This window comes from Jeotgalibaca porci, assembly GCF_011299095.1.
In the GTDB taxonomy this organism is placed as follows: domain Bacteria; phylum Bacillota; class Bacilli; order Lactobacillales; family Aerococcaceae; genus Jeotgalibaca; species Jeotgalibaca porci.
In genome coordinates this window covers 1,704,055-1,719,429 of sequence record NZ_CP049889.1, presented here as the reverse complement: position 1 = coordinate 1,719,429, position 15,375 = coordinate 1,704,055, and the positions used below count along the sequence as shown (strand labels likewise).

Annotated in this window: 15 protein-coding genes; 5 read left to right on the top strand and 10 right to left on the bottom strand. The window is 41.2% G+C overall.

Annotation, left to right across the window (positions count from 1 at the left end; genetic code table 11):
• Positions 1-2: 2 nt before the first annotated feature.
• The 5 genes from G7058_RS08820 to G7058_RS08800 all read right to left on the bottom strand — a co-directional run bounded on the left by G7058_RS08820 (position 3) and on the right by G7058_RS08800 (position 5,958).
• Positions 3-1,340: a M20 family metallopeptidase gene (locus tag G7058_RS08820; RefSeq protein WP_166063187.1), complete on the bottom strand. Its 1,338-nt coding sequence runs from the start codon at positions 1,338-1,340 to the stop codon at positions 3-5.
• A gap of 31 nt (positions 1,341-1,371) precedes the next feature.
• Positions 1,372-2,877, bottom strand: a complete 1,506-nt coding sequence (locus G7058_RS08815; protein WP_166063186.1) for a YfcC family protein — start codon at positions 2,875-2,877, stop codon at positions 1,372-1,374.
• Between the two features lie 69 nt (positions 2,878-2,946).
• On the bottom strand, positions 2,947-3,948 hold the full coding sequence (gene argF / locus G7058_RS08810) for an ornithine carbamoyltransferase (protein WP_166063185.1): 1,002 nt from the start codon (positions 3,946-3,948) through the stop codon (positions 2,947-2,949).
• A 36-nt stretch (positions 3,949-3,984) separates the two neighbouring features.
• Entirely contained in the window at positions 3,985-5,211 is a 1,227-nt protein-coding gene (gene arcA, locus G7058_RS08805) for an arginine deiminase (RefSeq protein WP_166063184.1), read from the bottom strand.
• A gap of 264 nt (positions 5,212-5,475) precedes the next feature.
• Entirely contained in the window at positions 5,476-5,958 is a 483-nt protein-coding gene (locus tag G7058_RS08800; RefSeq protein ID WP_166063183.1) for a prolyl-tRNA synthetase associated domain-containing protein, read from the bottom strand.
• Between the two features lie 115 nt (positions 5,959-6,073).
• Here G7058_RS08800 and G7058_RS08795 point away from each other — a divergent pair, with 115 nt between their 5' ends.
• Together G7058_RS08795 and G7058_RS08790 are read left to right on the top strand one after the other, a co-directional pair.
• Positions 6,074-7,516: a PTS transporter subunit EIIC gene (locus tag G7058_RS08795; RefSeq protein ID WP_166063182.1), complete on the top strand. Its 1,443-nt coding sequence runs from the start codon at positions 6,074-6,076 to the stop codon at positions 7,514-7,516.
• A 3-nt stretch (positions 7,517-7,519) separates the two neighbouring features.
• Positions 7,520-7,840 carry a hypothetical protein gene (locus tag G7058_RS08790; protein ID WP_166063181.1) on the top strand — a complete coding sequence of 107 codons (321 nt, stop codon included), beginning with the start codon at positions 7,520-7,522 and terminating at the stop codon, positions 7,838-7,840.
• Positions 7,841-7,888: 48 nt separating this feature from the next.
• On the opposite strand, the gene G7058_RS08785 is transcribed toward G7058_RS08790, so the two are convergent.
• The 4 genes from G7058_RS08785 to G7058_RS08770 form a co-directional block, all read right to left on the bottom strand.
• Positions 7,889-8,926: a 3-deoxy-7-phosphoheptulonate synthase gene (locus G7058_RS08785; RefSeq protein ID WP_166063180.1), complete on the bottom strand. Its 1,038-nt coding sequence runs from the start codon at positions 8,924-8,926 to the stop codon at positions 7,889-7,891.
• Between the two features lie 89 nt (positions 8,927-9,015).
• On the bottom strand, positions 9,016-9,825 hold the full coding sequence (locus G7058_RS08780) for a PTS system mannose/fructose/sorbose family transporter subunit IID (protein WP_193567954.1): 810 nt from the start codon (positions 9,823-9,825) through the stop codon (positions 9,016-9,018).
• The gene (locus G7058_RS08775; RefSeq protein ID WP_166063178.1) at positions 9,818-10,621 is read right to left on the bottom strand and encodes a PTS mannose/fructose/sorbose/N-acetylgalactosamine transporter subunit IIC; all 804 of its coding nucleotides are present in this window, start codon (positions 10,619-10,621) and stop codon (positions 9,818-9,820) included. Before G7058_RS08775 ends, G7058_RS08780 begins: the two co-directional genes overlap by 8 nt.
• A gap of 4 nt (positions 10,622-10,625) precedes the next feature.
• Positions 10,626-11,555 (bottom strand): PTS mannose/fructose/sorbose transporter subunit IIAB, encoded by a 930-nt coding sequence (locus tag G7058_RS08770; protein ID WP_166063176.1) that lies wholly within the window; start codon positions 11,553-11,555, stop codon positions 10,626-10,628.
• A gap of 177 nt (positions 11,556-11,732) precedes the next feature.
• Here G7058_RS08770 and G7058_RS08765 point away from each other — a divergent pair, with 177 nt between their 5' ends.
• Positions 11,733-12,443: a GntR family transcriptional regulator gene (locus tag G7058_RS08765; RefSeq protein WP_166063175.1), complete on the top strand. Its 711-nt coding sequence runs from the start codon at positions 11,733-11,735 to the stop codon at positions 12,441-12,443.
• 30 nt (positions 12,444-12,473) lie between these two features.
• Here G7058_RS08765 and G7058_RS08760 read toward each other — a convergent pair whose 3' ends face one another.
• Positions 12,474-14,252, bottom strand: coding sequence for a glycoside hydrolase family 35 protein (locus tag G7058_RS08760; protein ID WP_166063174.1), 1,779 nt, complete (start codon positions 14,250-14,252; stop codon positions 12,474-12,476).
• A 241-nt stretch (positions 14,253-14,493) separates the two neighbouring features.
• Here G7058_RS08760 and G7058_RS08755 point away from each other — a divergent pair, with 241 nt between their 5' ends.
• Entirely contained in the window at positions 14,494-14,982 is a 489-nt protein-coding gene (locus G7058_RS08755; RefSeq protein WP_166063173.1) for a nucleoside deaminase, read from the top strand.
• Entirely contained in the window at positions 14,975-15,280 is a 306-nt protein-coding gene (locus G7058_RS08750) for a DUF4298 domain-containing protein (RefSeq protein WP_166063172.1), read from the top strand. Before G7058_RS08755 ends, G7058_RS08750 begins: the two co-directional genes overlap by 8 nt.
• Positions 15,281-15,375: the final 95 nt, after the last annotated feature.

Here is a 15,375-nt window from a genome sequence, read left to right as displayed (position 1 = left end):
CGTTAGTCACATGTGAGTGCTTTTATTGCATGCGCGTATATTTCCATCGCTTCATAGAAGTTTTTAACGGGCATGTTTTCATTTACTTGATGCGCAGTCATTGGAACATCTGCCGTCCGAGCTCCGAACGCGACACAGTTATTCATGGTGCGTGCGTAAGTAGCACCACCTGAACTGATCGGTTCACTGTTATCGCCGGTTAAGCCACGATAGACTTCCAATAATGTTTGAATCAATGAATGGTCTAAAGGCACATACAATGACCGTAAGTAATCATATTCTTCATATTCCAATCCATAGGTGGTAGCTGCTGCTTTAAGGTCGGCCACCAATACTTCTTTATCTGCTGTTACCGGCAAACGCAGGTCAATCGCCACGACGGATTCGTCAGGTGTGACAAGCAACTTGGCGATATTTGCAGTAAGGGCGCCGCTATCCGCGTCAGCCACTTCTCCAAATATTTGTTTTGCATGTGGATCGTTGACAAAGTTATCAGCAATAAACGCTAGCGCTTCATGCTCGTAGTGTTCTTTTAATAAATCTGCCAGATTCACGACAGCATTGACGCCATCTTGTGCGTCTTTCGCATGAACGGACACGCCAGTCAAAACGAGTTCATCGGCTTGATCCAAGTAGGAATAGCCGCGCGCATCTGCCAATGCCTTCATTTCTGCTACTTTTTCTTTTTCATTGTAGACAGCTTTATCCGGTACCACGTTAAAAGCACCATCGTTATGCGTCTGAAAATCCTTACTTCCTGGTCCATGTAACTTCACTTGTAACAGACCTTTTTCAGCATAAGTTAACGGGAAATCGGAATCCGGTGCGAAACCGTATGTCGCTTCCGGTTCTTTCTCGTTGTATTTATCCATACAGCGCCATAAGTTTTCCTCGTCTGTACCGAAAATAAAACGAATTTTTTTATTGAAAACTTCTCCTGCATCCACCAACGCTTTGACAGCGTAAAGTGAGGCGATGGTTGGTCCTTTGTCATCCTGTGTCCCACGTCCGTAGATTTTACCTTCGTCAATGGTTGCCGTAAATGGTCCAAATTTCCAAGCAGCTTCATCTTCGGCTGGTACAACGTCAATATGGCATAAAATCGCCATTGTTTCGGTACCTTCACCAATCTCCGCATACCCGTAATAACCCTCAGGATCCATATACGTCGTCATTCCGAGTTCTTCACACGTTCTTAAGGTGAGTTCCAGCATCCGCTGAATCTCATCTCCAAACGGCCACTTTGAGGATGTTTCATTTAAAACTGAAGGAATGGAAATCCATTCCTTCAGTGAAGTTAATGCTTGTTCTTGTACATTTTTAGTTAAAGTATACGCCACACTCATTACCCCTTTCGAACATCGGGTTGTCTTACATACCCAATAATGCGAATACTACCAATAGAACTGCTGAAGCCGCGAAAATCATAACAAGGAGCTTGCTCATAAATTTCCACCATGTTGTAATTTCTAAGCCTGCAATTGCCATCGCACCCATTACCACACCGGATGTTGGCGTAATTAAGTTTACCAGACCAGATGCTGATTGGTAAGCAGTAATAATCAAGCTTTCTGCTACTCCAGCAAATGTTCCAAGTGGTGCCATGATTCCCATTGTCGCTGCAGCCAATCCAGATGTGGATGGAATCAAGAATGACAATGGAATGTAGAAGATATACGTTACGACGATAAAGATACCTTCAGATAGGCCGCTTAAAAGTTGTTCGCCCCAATAGAGTACAGTTGCGGTAATTTGACCATCGTTCATTACAACTTGAATTCCTCTGGCAACCGCACAGATTAAAGCAACACTTAACAAGTCTTTGGTACCTTCCAAGAACACATGGATATAGCGATCTTCAGGAATACCATATACAAAGGCGATGATGATAGACATGACGAAGAATAATACTGTGATTTCATTCAAGTACCACCAACCAAACGGTAGGAAACTTTGCCCGATTAAGGCACCAATGACTGGTGTATCCTGCATGCTGTAATAAATATCTTCAAAAAATGTGAAACTTGGGAATAAGTCGCTCCACGGAATAAGTCCCACAATCATGATTGCAAAACTCAAGCCGAACAAGATAAGGACTGTTCTTTGTTTAGAAGTCATCGCTTCCATATTTTCTTTTACTGCGAATTCTTTCTTTTGATCTTCCATTTTTTCATAAATGAGGGAATTCTTAGGATCCGCTTGTACACGGTTTGCGTAGCGGGATACGTAGGATGCTCCCAAGAAGTACATTACCAGGAAGAAGACAAGACGTGGAACAATACCTTCTGCTAAACCAATTCCCGCCATTGCGGAGGCAATACCCGTTGCAAATGGGTTAACAGTAGAAGCTAATACACCCATGCCTGATCCGACCAAAACAACCGCAACAGCAGTTAGTGAGTCAAATCCTACGGTTACCATCAACGGAATAAGTAATGCGTAGAACGGCATTGTTTCTTCCGCCATTCCGTAAGTCGAGCCACCAAGTGCAAAGATGAACATTAGAATCCAAATTAAGCGACCCATGTTCTTTTCGTTCTTTTTAATAACTGCTGAGATACCCGCATCGATCGCGCCTGTTTCGGTTACAACAGCCAAGAATCCACCGATTACCAGGATAAAGAGTGAGATTTCAATCGCGCCGCCCGTTGCTTCGTTACCGATCATTCCGATAAACGGTGCCGCTAGAACATCCCAAATCCCTTGTGGTGCGGCATCCACTAAGTGGTAAGTACCACTTAAAACTTCGCCGTCAGCGTTCAAATCATATTGTCCAGCAGGAATAAGCCAGGTCAAAATTGCAGTAAGTACAATGATAATAAAAAGTATGGTAAAAGATGTTGGCATTTTAAATTTTCTTTTCTTCGTTTCCGCCATTTTATTCACATCCTTATAAGTCTAGGATTGGGACGGCTGACCCCAATCCTAGCTTTTTATTTTATATTTTTATACTTTAGGAATGAAGAGATTCCCATTTGTTACAGCCATAATTGCCTTGATCGAGTGCATACGGTTTTCTGCTTGTTGGAATTGACGCGCTTGTGGACCTCGGAATACTTCATCCGTTACTTCCATTTCGCCGATTCCAAATCTTTCCAAAATATCTTTTCCGTATAGTGTTTCAGTATCATGGAATGCTGGCAGACAGTGTAATAAAATCCAGTCGCCTTCGATATGATTTGTTAGTTCTTTGTTGATTTGGTATGGTTTCAGTAAGTTCACGCGCTCTTCAAACTTGTCTTCCTCACCCATGGATACCCAAACGTCTGTGTATAACGCATCTGCATCTTTCACTGCTTCAGCTGTTTCAGTTGTAATTTCGATCACTGAACCAGATTCTTCCGCATATTTCTTAGCCATATCCACTAATTCTTGTTCAGGGAATAGAGATTCTGGTGTAGATATCGTAATGTTTACTCCCAGAATCGCTCCTGTAATCAATAGACTGTTCGCCACGTTGTTACGGCCATCACCTAGATAAACCAATTTTTTCCCTTTTAATTCGCCGAATTCTTCTTTTAATGTCATGAAATCCGCAATCATTTGTGTTGGATGCCATGCATCGGTCAGACCGTTCCAAACTGGAACGCCTGCATATTTACCTAAGTCTTCTACCATTTCTTGGCTGAAGCCACGGAATTCGATGCCGTCAAACATACTTCCCAATACTTTCGCTGTATCTTCAACCGATTCTTTTTTACCCAGTTGGATATCGTTTGAACCTAGGAACTCTGGCGCTGCTCCAAGATCATTCGCTGCTACAGTAAAGGCTGCACGTGTCCGTGTCGATGTCTTTTCGAATAGCAGAGCGATATTTTGACCTTTTAGGTATTGATGTGGAATACCGCGTTTCTTCAAATCTTTCAAATGGATAGAGAAATCTACTAAGTAATTCAATTCTTCTTTTGTAAAATCAATCTCTTTCAAAAAGTTTCTTCCTTGGAACATGTGTGTCTCCCCTTTTCTATTTGGCTAATGATTTAATTAAATGTTTTCACGGTAAACTGGCATACTCATACAACGTGGGCCCCCACGACCGCGAACCAATTCACTTCCATCAAACTCGTGAACCGTTATCCCTGCTTCGCGCAACAATTTGTTTGTAACGGTGTTACGGTTGTAAACAATTACGACACCTGGTGCGATTGTCAGCGTATTAGAACCATCATTCCATTGCTCACGTGCTGCGATAACCGGATCGCCACCACCACAACGAATCAATTCTACTTTTTCAATTTCAAGTGCTTCAGCCAAGATATTTTCTAACGTATCAACTTTTTCTTCAATTTTGACGCCTTCGCCATCTTTCGTAACAGAGAACACTTGCAAGTCTCCTTCGATTTCTGGGTGAATCGTGAATTTGTCGTAGTCAACCATTGTAAAGACTGTATCCAAGTGCATAAACTTACGATTTTCCGCAATAGAGAATGCCAATACTTCGTCATAGCTTGTCGTTCCAAAGATGTTTTTCGCCAATGTTTCGATTGAGCGTGCATCCGTTCTTTGCGAAATTCCGATTGCTAGTGTTTTCTCGGAAAGAATGAGGATATCTCCACCTTCGATACGTGTTTCGGCATCGCGTTTGTAATAAGTTTCTGTATCTTTGAAGTTTGGATGGAAATCAAAGATGTATTTACCGTATAGTGTTTCACGGTTACGCGTTTCGGCATACATGTGGTTAATAGAAACACCATTTCCGATCGTTGCAAATGGATCACGTGTAAAGTAAAGGTTTGGCATTGGATCAACCAAGAATGGATAGTCACCACTGATTGAGTCTGCCAAGGATACAGAATCAGAAACTTCTACTTCTGTTTTTGTATAACCTTCCATTGTTTTAAGAACCATTTCGAAGGTATCATCATAGTTCAACAAGTCTTGGCGAATTGCTTCATACGTTGCGCCTTTTGCTAGGCCCGTTTCAGCTAACCACTCGTCAACGAATTGTTCTTTAACGTCTGCTGCATCAAGTGCTTCTGTAACCAATCTTTCCAAGTAAAGAACTTCGACACCGTTGTCTTCTAGAATTTTCGCAAATTCGTCATGTTCTTTTTGAGCTGCTTCTAAAAACGGAATATCATCAAACAATAGCCTGTCCAAGTAATCTGGTACTAAGTTTTCTAATTCTCTACCCGGTCTATGTACGATGACCTGTTTAAGTTTTCCAATTTCCGAAAAGATATTTACTGCCTGACCTGTGTTTGCTGCCATTGTATTATTCCTCCTTGTTTTTTTGTTATCTATACTATACTGCGAAGTGAAAACGCTTTCTTGCGTTTTATCACGCCTTGAATGTGATATTAATCACATCGTATGCTCCTATTGTAATTATACTTATTGTTTTCTCATTTAAAAAGCGATAACCCCGGCATCAGTTGGTTGCGCTTTCATTTAGATGAGTAATGTATAAGAAATAATTATTTTTTTCTAATTTTAATAAAAAGCGACTGCTCCCCTAGTTGGAAACAGTCGCTTTTACAAGGTGACGGTGTGGTACGTGTACCCTAGTTCTTCTATAAAGCGCAGAATATCTGACGTTTTGAGAAAGAGTGTCATTTCATTGAAATTGGGATGGAAGCTCATGACTTCTTCCGAGATGATGTCTTTGTCAAAATAAATCTGTACGTCTTTTTCTTGGTTATTTAATAGTCCAAAAATTGATACTGCGCCCGGTTCAACGCCCAATTTCCCCATCAGATTTGTAGGTGACGCGAAGGATAGACGTTTACCTCCCACACTTTCTTGGAACTTTGTGATATCTAAGCGCTTGGAATCATCCATGATTAATAAGTAATAAGCGGTTTTTTTACGATTCGTCAGAAAGAGACTCTTCGTACGGACGCCCTCTTTTCCTTCTATATATTGGTTCGCTTCTTCAGTCGTAAAGGCAGGCGGATGGACAACTGTTTCATAAGATATAGCCAGTTCATTCAACTTCCTCAATACCTCTTCATGCATGAGACTGACTCCCTTCTTTTTTATTTCATTATAACGGAGGGCTTGCGAGGGTTCAAATGGGATTTTTAATGGGCGGTCACTTATAATAGGTTTCAAAAGAGAGGGGTTGTAAACAATGGTAAAAGAAAAAAATCAGTACCAAGAAATGGCTCGGCAAATTGTCGACGCTGTTGGTGGCGATGCGAATGTTACTAAAGTTATCCATTGTGTGACGCGCCTACGTTTTTATTTGAAAGATGATGAAATTCCTGTTAACACGGATATCGAAAATATCGATGGCGTGATGGGTGTCATCGAAGCGGGCGGACAGTATCAAGTGGTTGTGGGGCAAGCTGTGGATGATATTTTTAAAGAAGTTCAAATGCAACTTACCACCTCCGGCCACGAGAAGCATGAAGAGCCTAAACCTGCTCTCACTGGAAAAAAGAGAGTTAAAGCATGGTTCAACGAATTGATTGGAATTATCACAGGATCAATGATGCCGATTATCAGCATCCTATCTGCTTCCGGGATTATAAAAAGTTTACTTGCAGTTCTGACTACGACAGGCCTTATTACGGCTGAAGGAAGTATTTATTTAATCATTAATGCAATGGCAGATGCGGTCTTTTATTTTTTACCTGTCCTTATTGGTTATAACGCCGCAAAAAGAATTGATGGAAATCCAATTTTAACAGCGGTTATCGGTGGGGTTATTATTCACCCTACTGTTATCGAAGCTGCAAATAATAGTTTGAATATTTTGAGCTTCGGGAATCTTAATTTCCCATTCGTTTCTTATACGTACTCCATTTTCCCGATGATTTTGGCTGCGTGGATGGTTAAGAAATTGGAAGCCTGGCTGAAAACGTGGGTATCCATTTATGTGCAAGCTATTTTTATTCCGATGGTTGTGATTGGTTTGGTTTCAGCAGTGACGTTCATTTTAACGGGTCCTGTTATTACGTTGCTATCGCAAGGTTTGGCGGTTGGACTGCAAACATTGCTGACATGGAATGCGCCGATATTTGGAGCAGTCATTGACGGGTTCTATCAAATACTCGTTATCTTTGGATTGCACTGGGGTATTATCCCGATTTACGTGAATGACTTCGCGACTTTGGGTTACAGCTACTTGTCCGCGATGGTGAGTATGCCGATAGTGGCCCAAGGTGGTGCTGCGTTGGCCGTAGCAATTAAATCTAAAAATCCAAAAGTAAAAGAGATCGGTTATGCCGGGGCGATTTCAGCGTTTAGTGGCATTACCGAACCGGCGATTTATGGCATTAACTTGCGCTTCAGTAAACCCTTTATCATGGCGAGTATCGCGAGTGCGGTCGGCGGTTTCCTGACGGGTGTCTTCAAGATTAATATGTGGAGTATCATCGGTTCGATTATTGGCTTGCCTTCATTTATCGATCCGGTCAACGGCATTACTTCGAATTTTTGGTACGCCGTGTTCGTGACTTTCCTGACGTTGGCGCTCTCGTTCGTCCTCACTTATATTTGGGGCTACAATGACGACATGGTCATGGCCGAGAAACGTGAAAAACCAATTAACCCTGGGAAGAGAAAATAGAATATGCGGGTTGGTGCGCACTCAGATTCAATTTCGTGTTTGAGTGCGCAGGTTGGGGCTGGAAATGCGCACTCAGATCTAATTTCGCGTTTGAGTGCGCAGGTTGGGACTGGAAATGCGCACTCAGATCTAATTTCGCGTTTGAGTGCGCAGGTTGGGACTGGAAATGCGCACTCAGATCCCGTTTCTCATTTGAGTGCGCAGGTTGGACCTAAAAATGCGCACTCAAATCCAGTTTCACGTTTGAGTGCGCAGGTTGGGCTTGAAAAGGCGCACTCAGATCTAATTTCGCGTTTGAGTGCGCAGCACAAGCCTAAAAAATAAGAAAAGACGATGAATCCCACACTAATTTTAGTGGGTTCATCGTCTTTTCTAGTTTACTTGTGTATGGGACGCAATGAAGCGAACCAACTCTTCTGTTTTATCCCAGCCGATACAAGGATCTGTGATGGACTGGCCGAATTCTTGGCCGCCCGGTTCTTGACGTCCATCTTTCAGATAACTTTCAATCATGAAGCCACGGACATAGTCATTGATTTCTTCATTCCATTTCCGGTTCATCAGTACTTCTTGCACGATACGCAGTTGTTGATCGAACTTTTTACCGGAGTTGTCATGGTTCGTATCAATAATAACAAACGGATTCTTCAGTTCGCTTTCCTTGTAAAGATTAATCGTCTTCATTAAATCTTCGTAATGATAGTTCGGAATGATTTCGCCGCTTTCTTTAAGAGCACCGCGTAAAATAACGTGTGCCAAAGGATTCGAACTTGTCTCGACATCCAGACCGTTGTACATCAATTCCTGTTTTTGTTGCGCGGCATATACCGCATTGAACATCACTTTCATGTTGCCGCTAGTTGGATTCTTCATTCCGGTTGGATGGTCAATCCCACTTGCTACGAAGCGATGCTGTTGGTTTTCAACCGACCGCGCGCCAACCGCATGATAACTGACTAAATCTTCAATAAACATTAGATTATCGGGATACAGCATTTCGTCGGCAGTTGTCAGACCCGTTTCGGTAATGACTCGGTTGTGCATTCGACGAACCGCCACCATCCCACGAATGAGGTTGATTTCCCCGCTTGGATCTGATTGGTGCATCATACCTTTGTAGCCGTCACCGTTCGTTCGCGGTTTATTTGTATAAACACGTTGCACGACGAAAATCTTGTCTTTTACTTCTTCTTGCAAAACAGCTAAACGGCGTGCATATTCTAACACCGCTTCTTCATTATCTGCAGAACAAGGCCCAATAATTAAGAGAATACGCTTGTCCTTACCTTCGATAATTGCTTTCAGTTCGGTATCACGAGCTGCTTTCATAGCTGCAGCTTCCTCAGATAACTGAGTAATTGCTTTGATTGTATCAATGTTTACATGTTTGCTTAATGCTTCAAAACTCATTTAGACCCTCCTCCAGGAAAAGTTTCATCTATTTTACCAGATTATAATGGAGTTTGGGGTGCTATTCAAATTTAATTTAAAGATTACGCTTACGCTAGAATATTAAGACTTCTCAAGACGATTGAGAGAATCAAGATAATCCAAATCACACGTGTTGAGTTCAGTCCTTTTCTGCCTAACATCCAGTACGTCAAACCAACCAATGCTGCTGGGACCAAGCCTGGCATTATCGCATCCACTGTATCTTGTAAAACCAGTTCAACGCCTTGATTTTCATAAACGTAAGGAACTGTTGCGCGGACAACCGTTGGAATCAAAGCACCAATTACCGTAATCCCTAAAACGGTTGCAGCATTAGTAAATGAAGTCAATTTATCTTTAAGCGTTGTAACGAGCTTCACACCTTGTCTGTAACCCAAAGGTAGTAGCAATGAACGACCATACATCAATATCATATTAGCAACAATCCACATGATAACACCGGCAGAGCTACCTTGTTGTGCAAGGCTCGCTGCGATCGAACCAAAAATTGTTCCCCAGATAACGTGGAAAAGTGAATCTCCAACTCCGGCCAAAGATCCCATCAAGGCAGTCTTCAAAGCAACGATTGTTTCTTTTGATTCGTAACCATCTTGCTCTTCAATCGCGATATCAATACCCAAAATCAAGTTACCGAAGTTCGCGTTGGTGTTAAAGAATTGGTTATGTGTTTCCATCATATCTTTGTATTGTTCTGGTTTGTCACCGTAGATTTTTTTCAATGCTGGTAGAATCGCGTACAGATAACCTGAACTCATCATCCGTTCATAGTTCCAGTTCAATTGGCTTCCTAAGATATACCTCCAACTCATTTTCGTTAGATCTTTTTTGGTAATTTTGTTATCCACTGTCTTATTCATCCCCATCAAATCCTCCTTCAAAAGTACCTTGTGTTGCCGTTTGAACGTTACCTTGGCCGTTTACAGATTTATTATTATCGCTGTTATAAACGAACAATGAAGCTACTAAACCAATCATTGAAATTCCCAACATTGGAATGTTCAAGTATGCAGCTAGGAAAAATCCGATTAATAGGTAAGGCAGATAACTTTTAGTTGGCATATAGCGTAATAAAATCGCAACCCCGACTACCGGCAGAACGCCACCAGCTGTCTTCAAGCCATTCATCAACCACATTGGAATATTTTCAGTAATGGTAATAACAACAGAATCTCCAACCACAAGCATCAAGAATATTGGTAAAGCACGGCTTAAGCCCCAGAAAATTGAGCCTGCCAAAACAAGACCCGGAATTTTTTTGTCTTGCATTTTTTCAATGGCAGCATCTACACGGTGTAACAAGAAGACGTTACCCAGACGCGCCACAACATCCAGTTGCAACATCAGTAGTGAAACAGGAACAGCAAGTCCAATTCCGAACTCTGCCCCTTCACCTGAAATAATAGCAAAAACAGTACCGATAACAGCACCTGTAAAGTAGTCAGGTATACTCGCCCCACCAAAAGCAGCGATTCCCAATTGCATCAGTTGCAATGTTCCCCCGACCATCAGACCGATCGTTGTGTCTCCCATAATAAGACCAGTGATGAAACCTGCGATAACAGGTTGCGTTAAAGTATTGGATATCAATGAATCATTGATTGCCCAGAATGAAAAAATAGTAAGTAATAGTATTTGAAAGAATTCTAGTTGCATAAGATTATTTCTCCTTATTCGTTAGTTTTTTCATGAAATCTGTTGCCGGTTCGCTTGGAACCAATTGTGCTGTTATATTCACACCACTATTTGAAATAGCTGCAAATATATGTGCTTCTTCTTCCGTAATGTAAATATTTTTCGTGATTTCGCGGTTGCCTGTTTCGAAACTCATGTTTCCAACGGTTACATGTTCCAATTTTCCACCTAATTCGATGAATTTTAAAACATCACTTGGTTTTTTGAAAATTAAAAACAGTCTTTGTTTACCATATTTACCGGCATTGATGTTGTTCACTGCATCTTGAACCGTCAATACAGATAGACGCATTGATTTTGGCGCAGCCATACGTAGAGATGTTTTTTGCAATGTATTCTCAGCAGCAGCGTCGTTAATAACCATCAAACGTTGTGTTTTCAACGTACTTGACCAAATACCAGCTACCTGCCCGTGAATCAACCGCTCGTCTATACGGGCATTAACAATGTTCGCTTGCCCGGCAAATGCTTCATATTGAGACAAATTATTTTCCAAGACATCCGGTGCTTGAATAACTTCCTCAGCAGATGCCTTCAAATCAACCATTGTTTCTTTTGCAGATGCTAGAATCGCAGTGGGTGTGCGATCACCGCCCAAGACACATTCCAAAGCAACTGGTAAAGACAAGCCACTCATAATTTCTACATCCGGGTTATCCATGTACTTTTGCAACGAAACGTTCGCAGGTGTTCCTCCCAACAAGTCCGCAATAATGATTGTTTTACCTGCAAAGGTTTTCATTTTCTCTTCTAATTCTTCGCCAAATTGTAGGTTATCGCCATCTGGAGTTAGTGAGATGGTGTGAAGGTTGGGTTGCTTACCCGCGATCATTTCTAATGAAGACTTTACACCTTCTGCCAATAATCCGTGGCTTACTAAAACGATATTTTTCATATTTTCCTCCATAATTATTAAATTTCCTCCTTAACTTGTTCGGTTAAGCTATTAAGGATTGCGTATTAATCTTATAAAACCTCATTTTTCAAGCTTCTTATAACATTGATTAACGTAAGTTAACATGGTATCCTTAAATAAATCATTCTCCTATTGATAAAAGAAGGGAACGTTCATATGACATTACCGAAATACGAACTCATTAAACAAGATTTACTAAAAGAAATCCAAGACCATAAATTTTCACCCGGTGATAAATTTTATTCTGAATCCGAGCTGAAATCGCGATACAGCGTTAGTTCCATTACAGTTGTTAAAGCTTTGAATGAACTGGCAGCTGCTGGTTATTTGTACCGTGTCCAAGGGAAAGGTACATTCGTTTCAAAGGCGAAAATGGGTGCAACTGTCAAATTTTCAGATATTGAAAATCACGCGCTGGATACGGAATCTGTCACAGTACTATCTATTGAAGAAAAGAACGATCCGGATATTTTGAAAGAGCTGGGTCTGGCAGCTGATCAATCTTATGTACAGATTGTACGGGTTCGAAAAACTATGAACCAGCCCTTCCTCATCCATTTTACACATTTGTCGCCTGATCTGGTTAAAATGCCAATCAAGAATAAAGATGCTTACTCAAGTATCTACGAAAGAGTAAGAAAAGATTTTGGCATTGATATGTATACACTCGCTTCAACGGAGACGAATGAGATTATCTTTCCAGAAGATCCAGAAATTTTGAATAGCCTAGTCTTGAGTTTCCGTGAGCCTGTCGTTGTGCAAAAGAAACACTCTTATCTTAGCGATGGTACGATAGCTGAATATGTCGTCAGTTACAAACATTGGAAATATTTCAAAACGAAAATTGAAGTAGAAGCTTTAATTTAACGAGGCTGGGAATAATTCCAGCTTCTTTTTTTATTTGTAAACCGGTTTGTCAACGAAATTCAAATCCTCGATCAGAACACCTTCTGTTTCGAATACCACAATCTCATTCTTGCCCACTTTCAATAAATCTTTTGGACAGTACAAGGACGCATGTGGCCCTCTTTCCCAGTATCTACCCAAGTTAAAGCCATTTATAAAAATCACGCCTTTTCCGTATTTCGAACAGTCGATATACGTATCGGCGACTTCTGTCATTTCAGGTGTAAATTTATAAAATGACGGTGCAGTATAATCACTTTCTTTCGTGTAATCAATCAAGTTTAGTTGTTCCGCATCCAGTTCTAAATAAAATTGTTCAAATCCTTGATGGAAATGAATGTCATACATCACACCCCCGCGAATTCCTTTTGATTGTGTCGGAGCATTTAGCTTGTGTCCGTAGTTTACTCTTCCTTGGTTTTCCAGAAGAATCGCAATATTTAAGTTTGCATCTTCATTTATTTCTTCAAGAAGAATATCTTCACCAATTTCATGTTGCGTCTGAGTTTTGATTTTTTCTTCATTCAGATAAACATGAATCCGGTCGCTCGCTTCGATTACACGCAATCGATTTTCACGACGATAATTTTTAAGTGCCAGTTTGTACAATATGTAGCCGTAACCACTGCCAGCTTCTTCCATACGAAGCGGATAGGCTGATTTGATCGAATTAGCGATATCTGTTACTGTGTTAAATAAACTAACTGCAGCCGTTACTGGATACTCTCCCAAAGCCTTCGTCGTTTTGCAGCGTGGTTCTGCTTGCCAAACATCCGGACACACTTCTTTAATCACACGTTGTACGGCATAATATTTCTCTGTTGGTTGCCCTTCTTCAGTCAGAAGTGCATCGTAATCATAACTGGTTACTTGCGGTAAATCAGTCGTGCCGCGCGCTGAACTGCCGTTGTTGAAACCAAAGTTCGTCCCGCCGTGGAACATATACAAGTTCAAAGAACCCACTTCCAGCATTTCTTTGACATCGCGTGCCAAGTCCTCTGCATCGCGGCGTACAATATCTTCGCCCCAACGGTTGAACCAGCCATCCCAAAATTCCATACACATCAATGGCCATTTTTTATTATGGCGCTCCATGAATGCTTTCAGGACGTCCGTATTTTCTTTTGATTTACTACCAAAGTTCCCCGTCACGAAAATATCATCTTCAATCAAACTTCCCGAATCCAATACTTCATTCCAAGTCCCATCAGCGGTAAATAACGGAACGTCGATGCCACAGTTTTGCATAATTGTTTTCGTTTGGCGCAAATACTCTTTTTCCATGCCGTAAGAACCGTATTCATTTTCAATTTGCATCATAATGACCGGTCCACCTTCTGTTACTTGGTAAGGTGCTAACTTTGGCAGTAGATGCCCAAAGTAGTTTTCAACTTTTTCCATAAAGCGGTTGTCGGTTGAACGCAGACGAATATTAGGAATATTCAGTAGCCATGCTGGCATCCCACCAAATTCCCACTCAGCACAAATGTATGCGGATGGACGTAAGATAACGAGAAGCCCTAACTCCTCAGCTTTTTCGATAAACTTAAAAATATTTTTTTCATTTTCAAAATCAAATTGTCCTTCTACAGGTTCGTGGATATTCCAAGGGATATACGTCTCAACCGTATTAGCACCCAGTGCCTTTAGGTTATATAAGCTGTCTTCCCATTGGCTGGGCATCATCCGGAAATAATGAATGGCCCCACTGATTAATTTAACCGGACTGCCGTTCAAGATAAATTCTTCTTTAATCTCAAAAGTCTTCATATTACTCCCTTTCTACAACATTTCCAGAAAAGCCCTTACATTTAGAGTTGAAAATGAAAGGAGGTTTCTTTGTATCGGAAACATTAATGGCTTCATTAATAAAAATTAACATTCTTTAGTTGATATGTTAACATATCAACTCTTACAAATTCATTATACTTAATAGATTAAATAATGCAACACTTAATTTTATTAATTTAAACAGTTTGCTACAATAGGAAACAAAAGGCGGTGAATATTTATGATTTCGAAGAATGATTTGGATTATTTAGCACGCTGTGTGGCGTTAGCGCAGGAGGCTTTGGACAAGGGCGATGAACCATTTGGATCACTACTGGTTTCTGAAGACGGGAGGGTTTTATTTGAAGACCATAATCATGTGGCTGGCGGAGATCATACGCAGCATCCAGAATTCGCAATTGCGCGTTGGGCTGCTCAAAATATGACACCTGAGAAGCGTAAAAAAGCCGTGGTGTATACTTCGGGCGAGCATTGTCCCATGTGTGCGGCTGCGCATGGCTGGGTCGGGTTGGGCCGTATTGTTTACGCCAGTTCTTCCAAGCAATTGGCTGAGTGGAACAAAGAAATGGGTAACCCCCAGTCCCCTGTTTATAATTTAGCGATTGAAGAAGTGATTCGGGATGCGGATGTCGCCGGCCCCGTTCCAGAACTGGCTGCCAAAGTTAAAGAAATGCATTTGGAATTGCAAAGGAGGAAGAAGAATGGATAATAGCGAACGCATCAGTACGATGGAAAAACATATGAACGACTATAATTATGCGTTGTCGCGTTTGGAAGATGCATTGGATCAGTTTGAAAAGAAGCAGACGGACCTTGCAGTCTTAAGTGAATACTACGGTAGTGAAACGTGGTATGCTGATAGAGAAAGTGATGATGAAGGAAAGCTCCCCCCTACTTTGGCTCGCGGTGTTTTAACAGAGGATCTTATTTTCAATGCCTTGATAGATAACAAGAATATTGCAATCAAGTTGCTGGAAGTGGCGACTAAGATTATTAAAGAACGGTAACCGGCCAAAAATAATTAATCACTCTGTATGAGGTTAATTAGGGCTATAGTTGGATATAGTTTTCACGAATCTGATATACACTTTCAGTACACTAT

Excerpts from the sequence above, each read along its gene's own strand:
- G7058_RS08780 (WP_193567954.1), bottom strand. The coding sequence starts at position 9,825 with ATGAATAAGACAGTGGATAACAAAATTACCAAAAAAGATCTAACGAAA.
- G7058_RS08815 (WP_166063186.1), bottom strand. The coding sequence starts at position 2,877 with ATGGCGGAAACGAAGAAAAGAAAATTTAAAATGCCAACATCTTTTACC.
- G7058_RS08795 (WP_166063182.1), top strand. The coding sequence starts at position 6,074 with ATGGTAAAAGAAAAAAATCAGTACCAAGAAATGGCTCGGCAAATTGTC.
- G7058_RS08755 (WP_166063173.1), top strand. The coding sequence starts at position 14,494 with ATGATTTCGAAGAATGATTTGGATTATTTAGCACGCTGTGTGGCGTTA.
- G7058_RS08770 (WP_166063176.1), bottom strand. The coding sequence starts at position 11,555 with ATGAAAAATATCGTTTTAGTAAGCCACGGATTATTGGCAGAAGGTGTA.
- G7058_RS08765 (WP_166063175.1), top strand. The coding sequence starts at position 11,733 with ATGACATTACCGAAATACGAACTCATTAAACAAGATTTACTAAAAGAA.
- G7058_RS08760 (WP_166063174.1), bottom strand. The coding sequence starts at position 14,252 with ATGAAGACTTTTGAGATTAAAGAAGAATTTATCTTGAACGGCAGTCCG.
- arcA (WP_166063184.1), bottom strand. The coding sequence starts at position 5,211 with ATGGCAGCAAACACAGGTCAGGCAGTAAATATCTTTTCGGAAATTGGA.
- G7058_RS08750 (WP_166063172.1), top strand. The coding sequence starts at position 14,975 with ATGGATAATAGCGAACGCATCAGTACGATGGAAAAACATATGAACGAC.
- G7058_RS08775 (WP_166063178.1), bottom strand. The coding sequence starts at position 10,621 with ATGCAACTAGAATTCTTTCAAATACTATTACTTACTATTTTTTCATTC.
- argF (WP_166063185.1), bottom strand. The coding sequence starts at position 3,948 with ATGTTCCAAGGAAGAAACTTTTTGAAAGAGATTGATTTTACAAAAGAA.
- G7058_RS08790 (WP_166063181.1), top strand. The coding sequence starts at position 7,520 with ATGCGGGTTGGTGCGCACTCAGATTCAATTTCGTGTTTGAGTGCGCAG.
- G7058_RS08785 (WP_166063180.1), bottom strand. The coding sequence starts at position 8,926 with ATGAGTTTTGAAGCATTAAGCAAACATGTAAACATTGATACAATCAAA.
- G7058_RS08800 (WP_166063183.1), bottom strand. The coding sequence starts at position 5,958 with ATGCATGAAGAGGTATTGAGGAAGTTGAATGAACTGGCTATATCTTAT.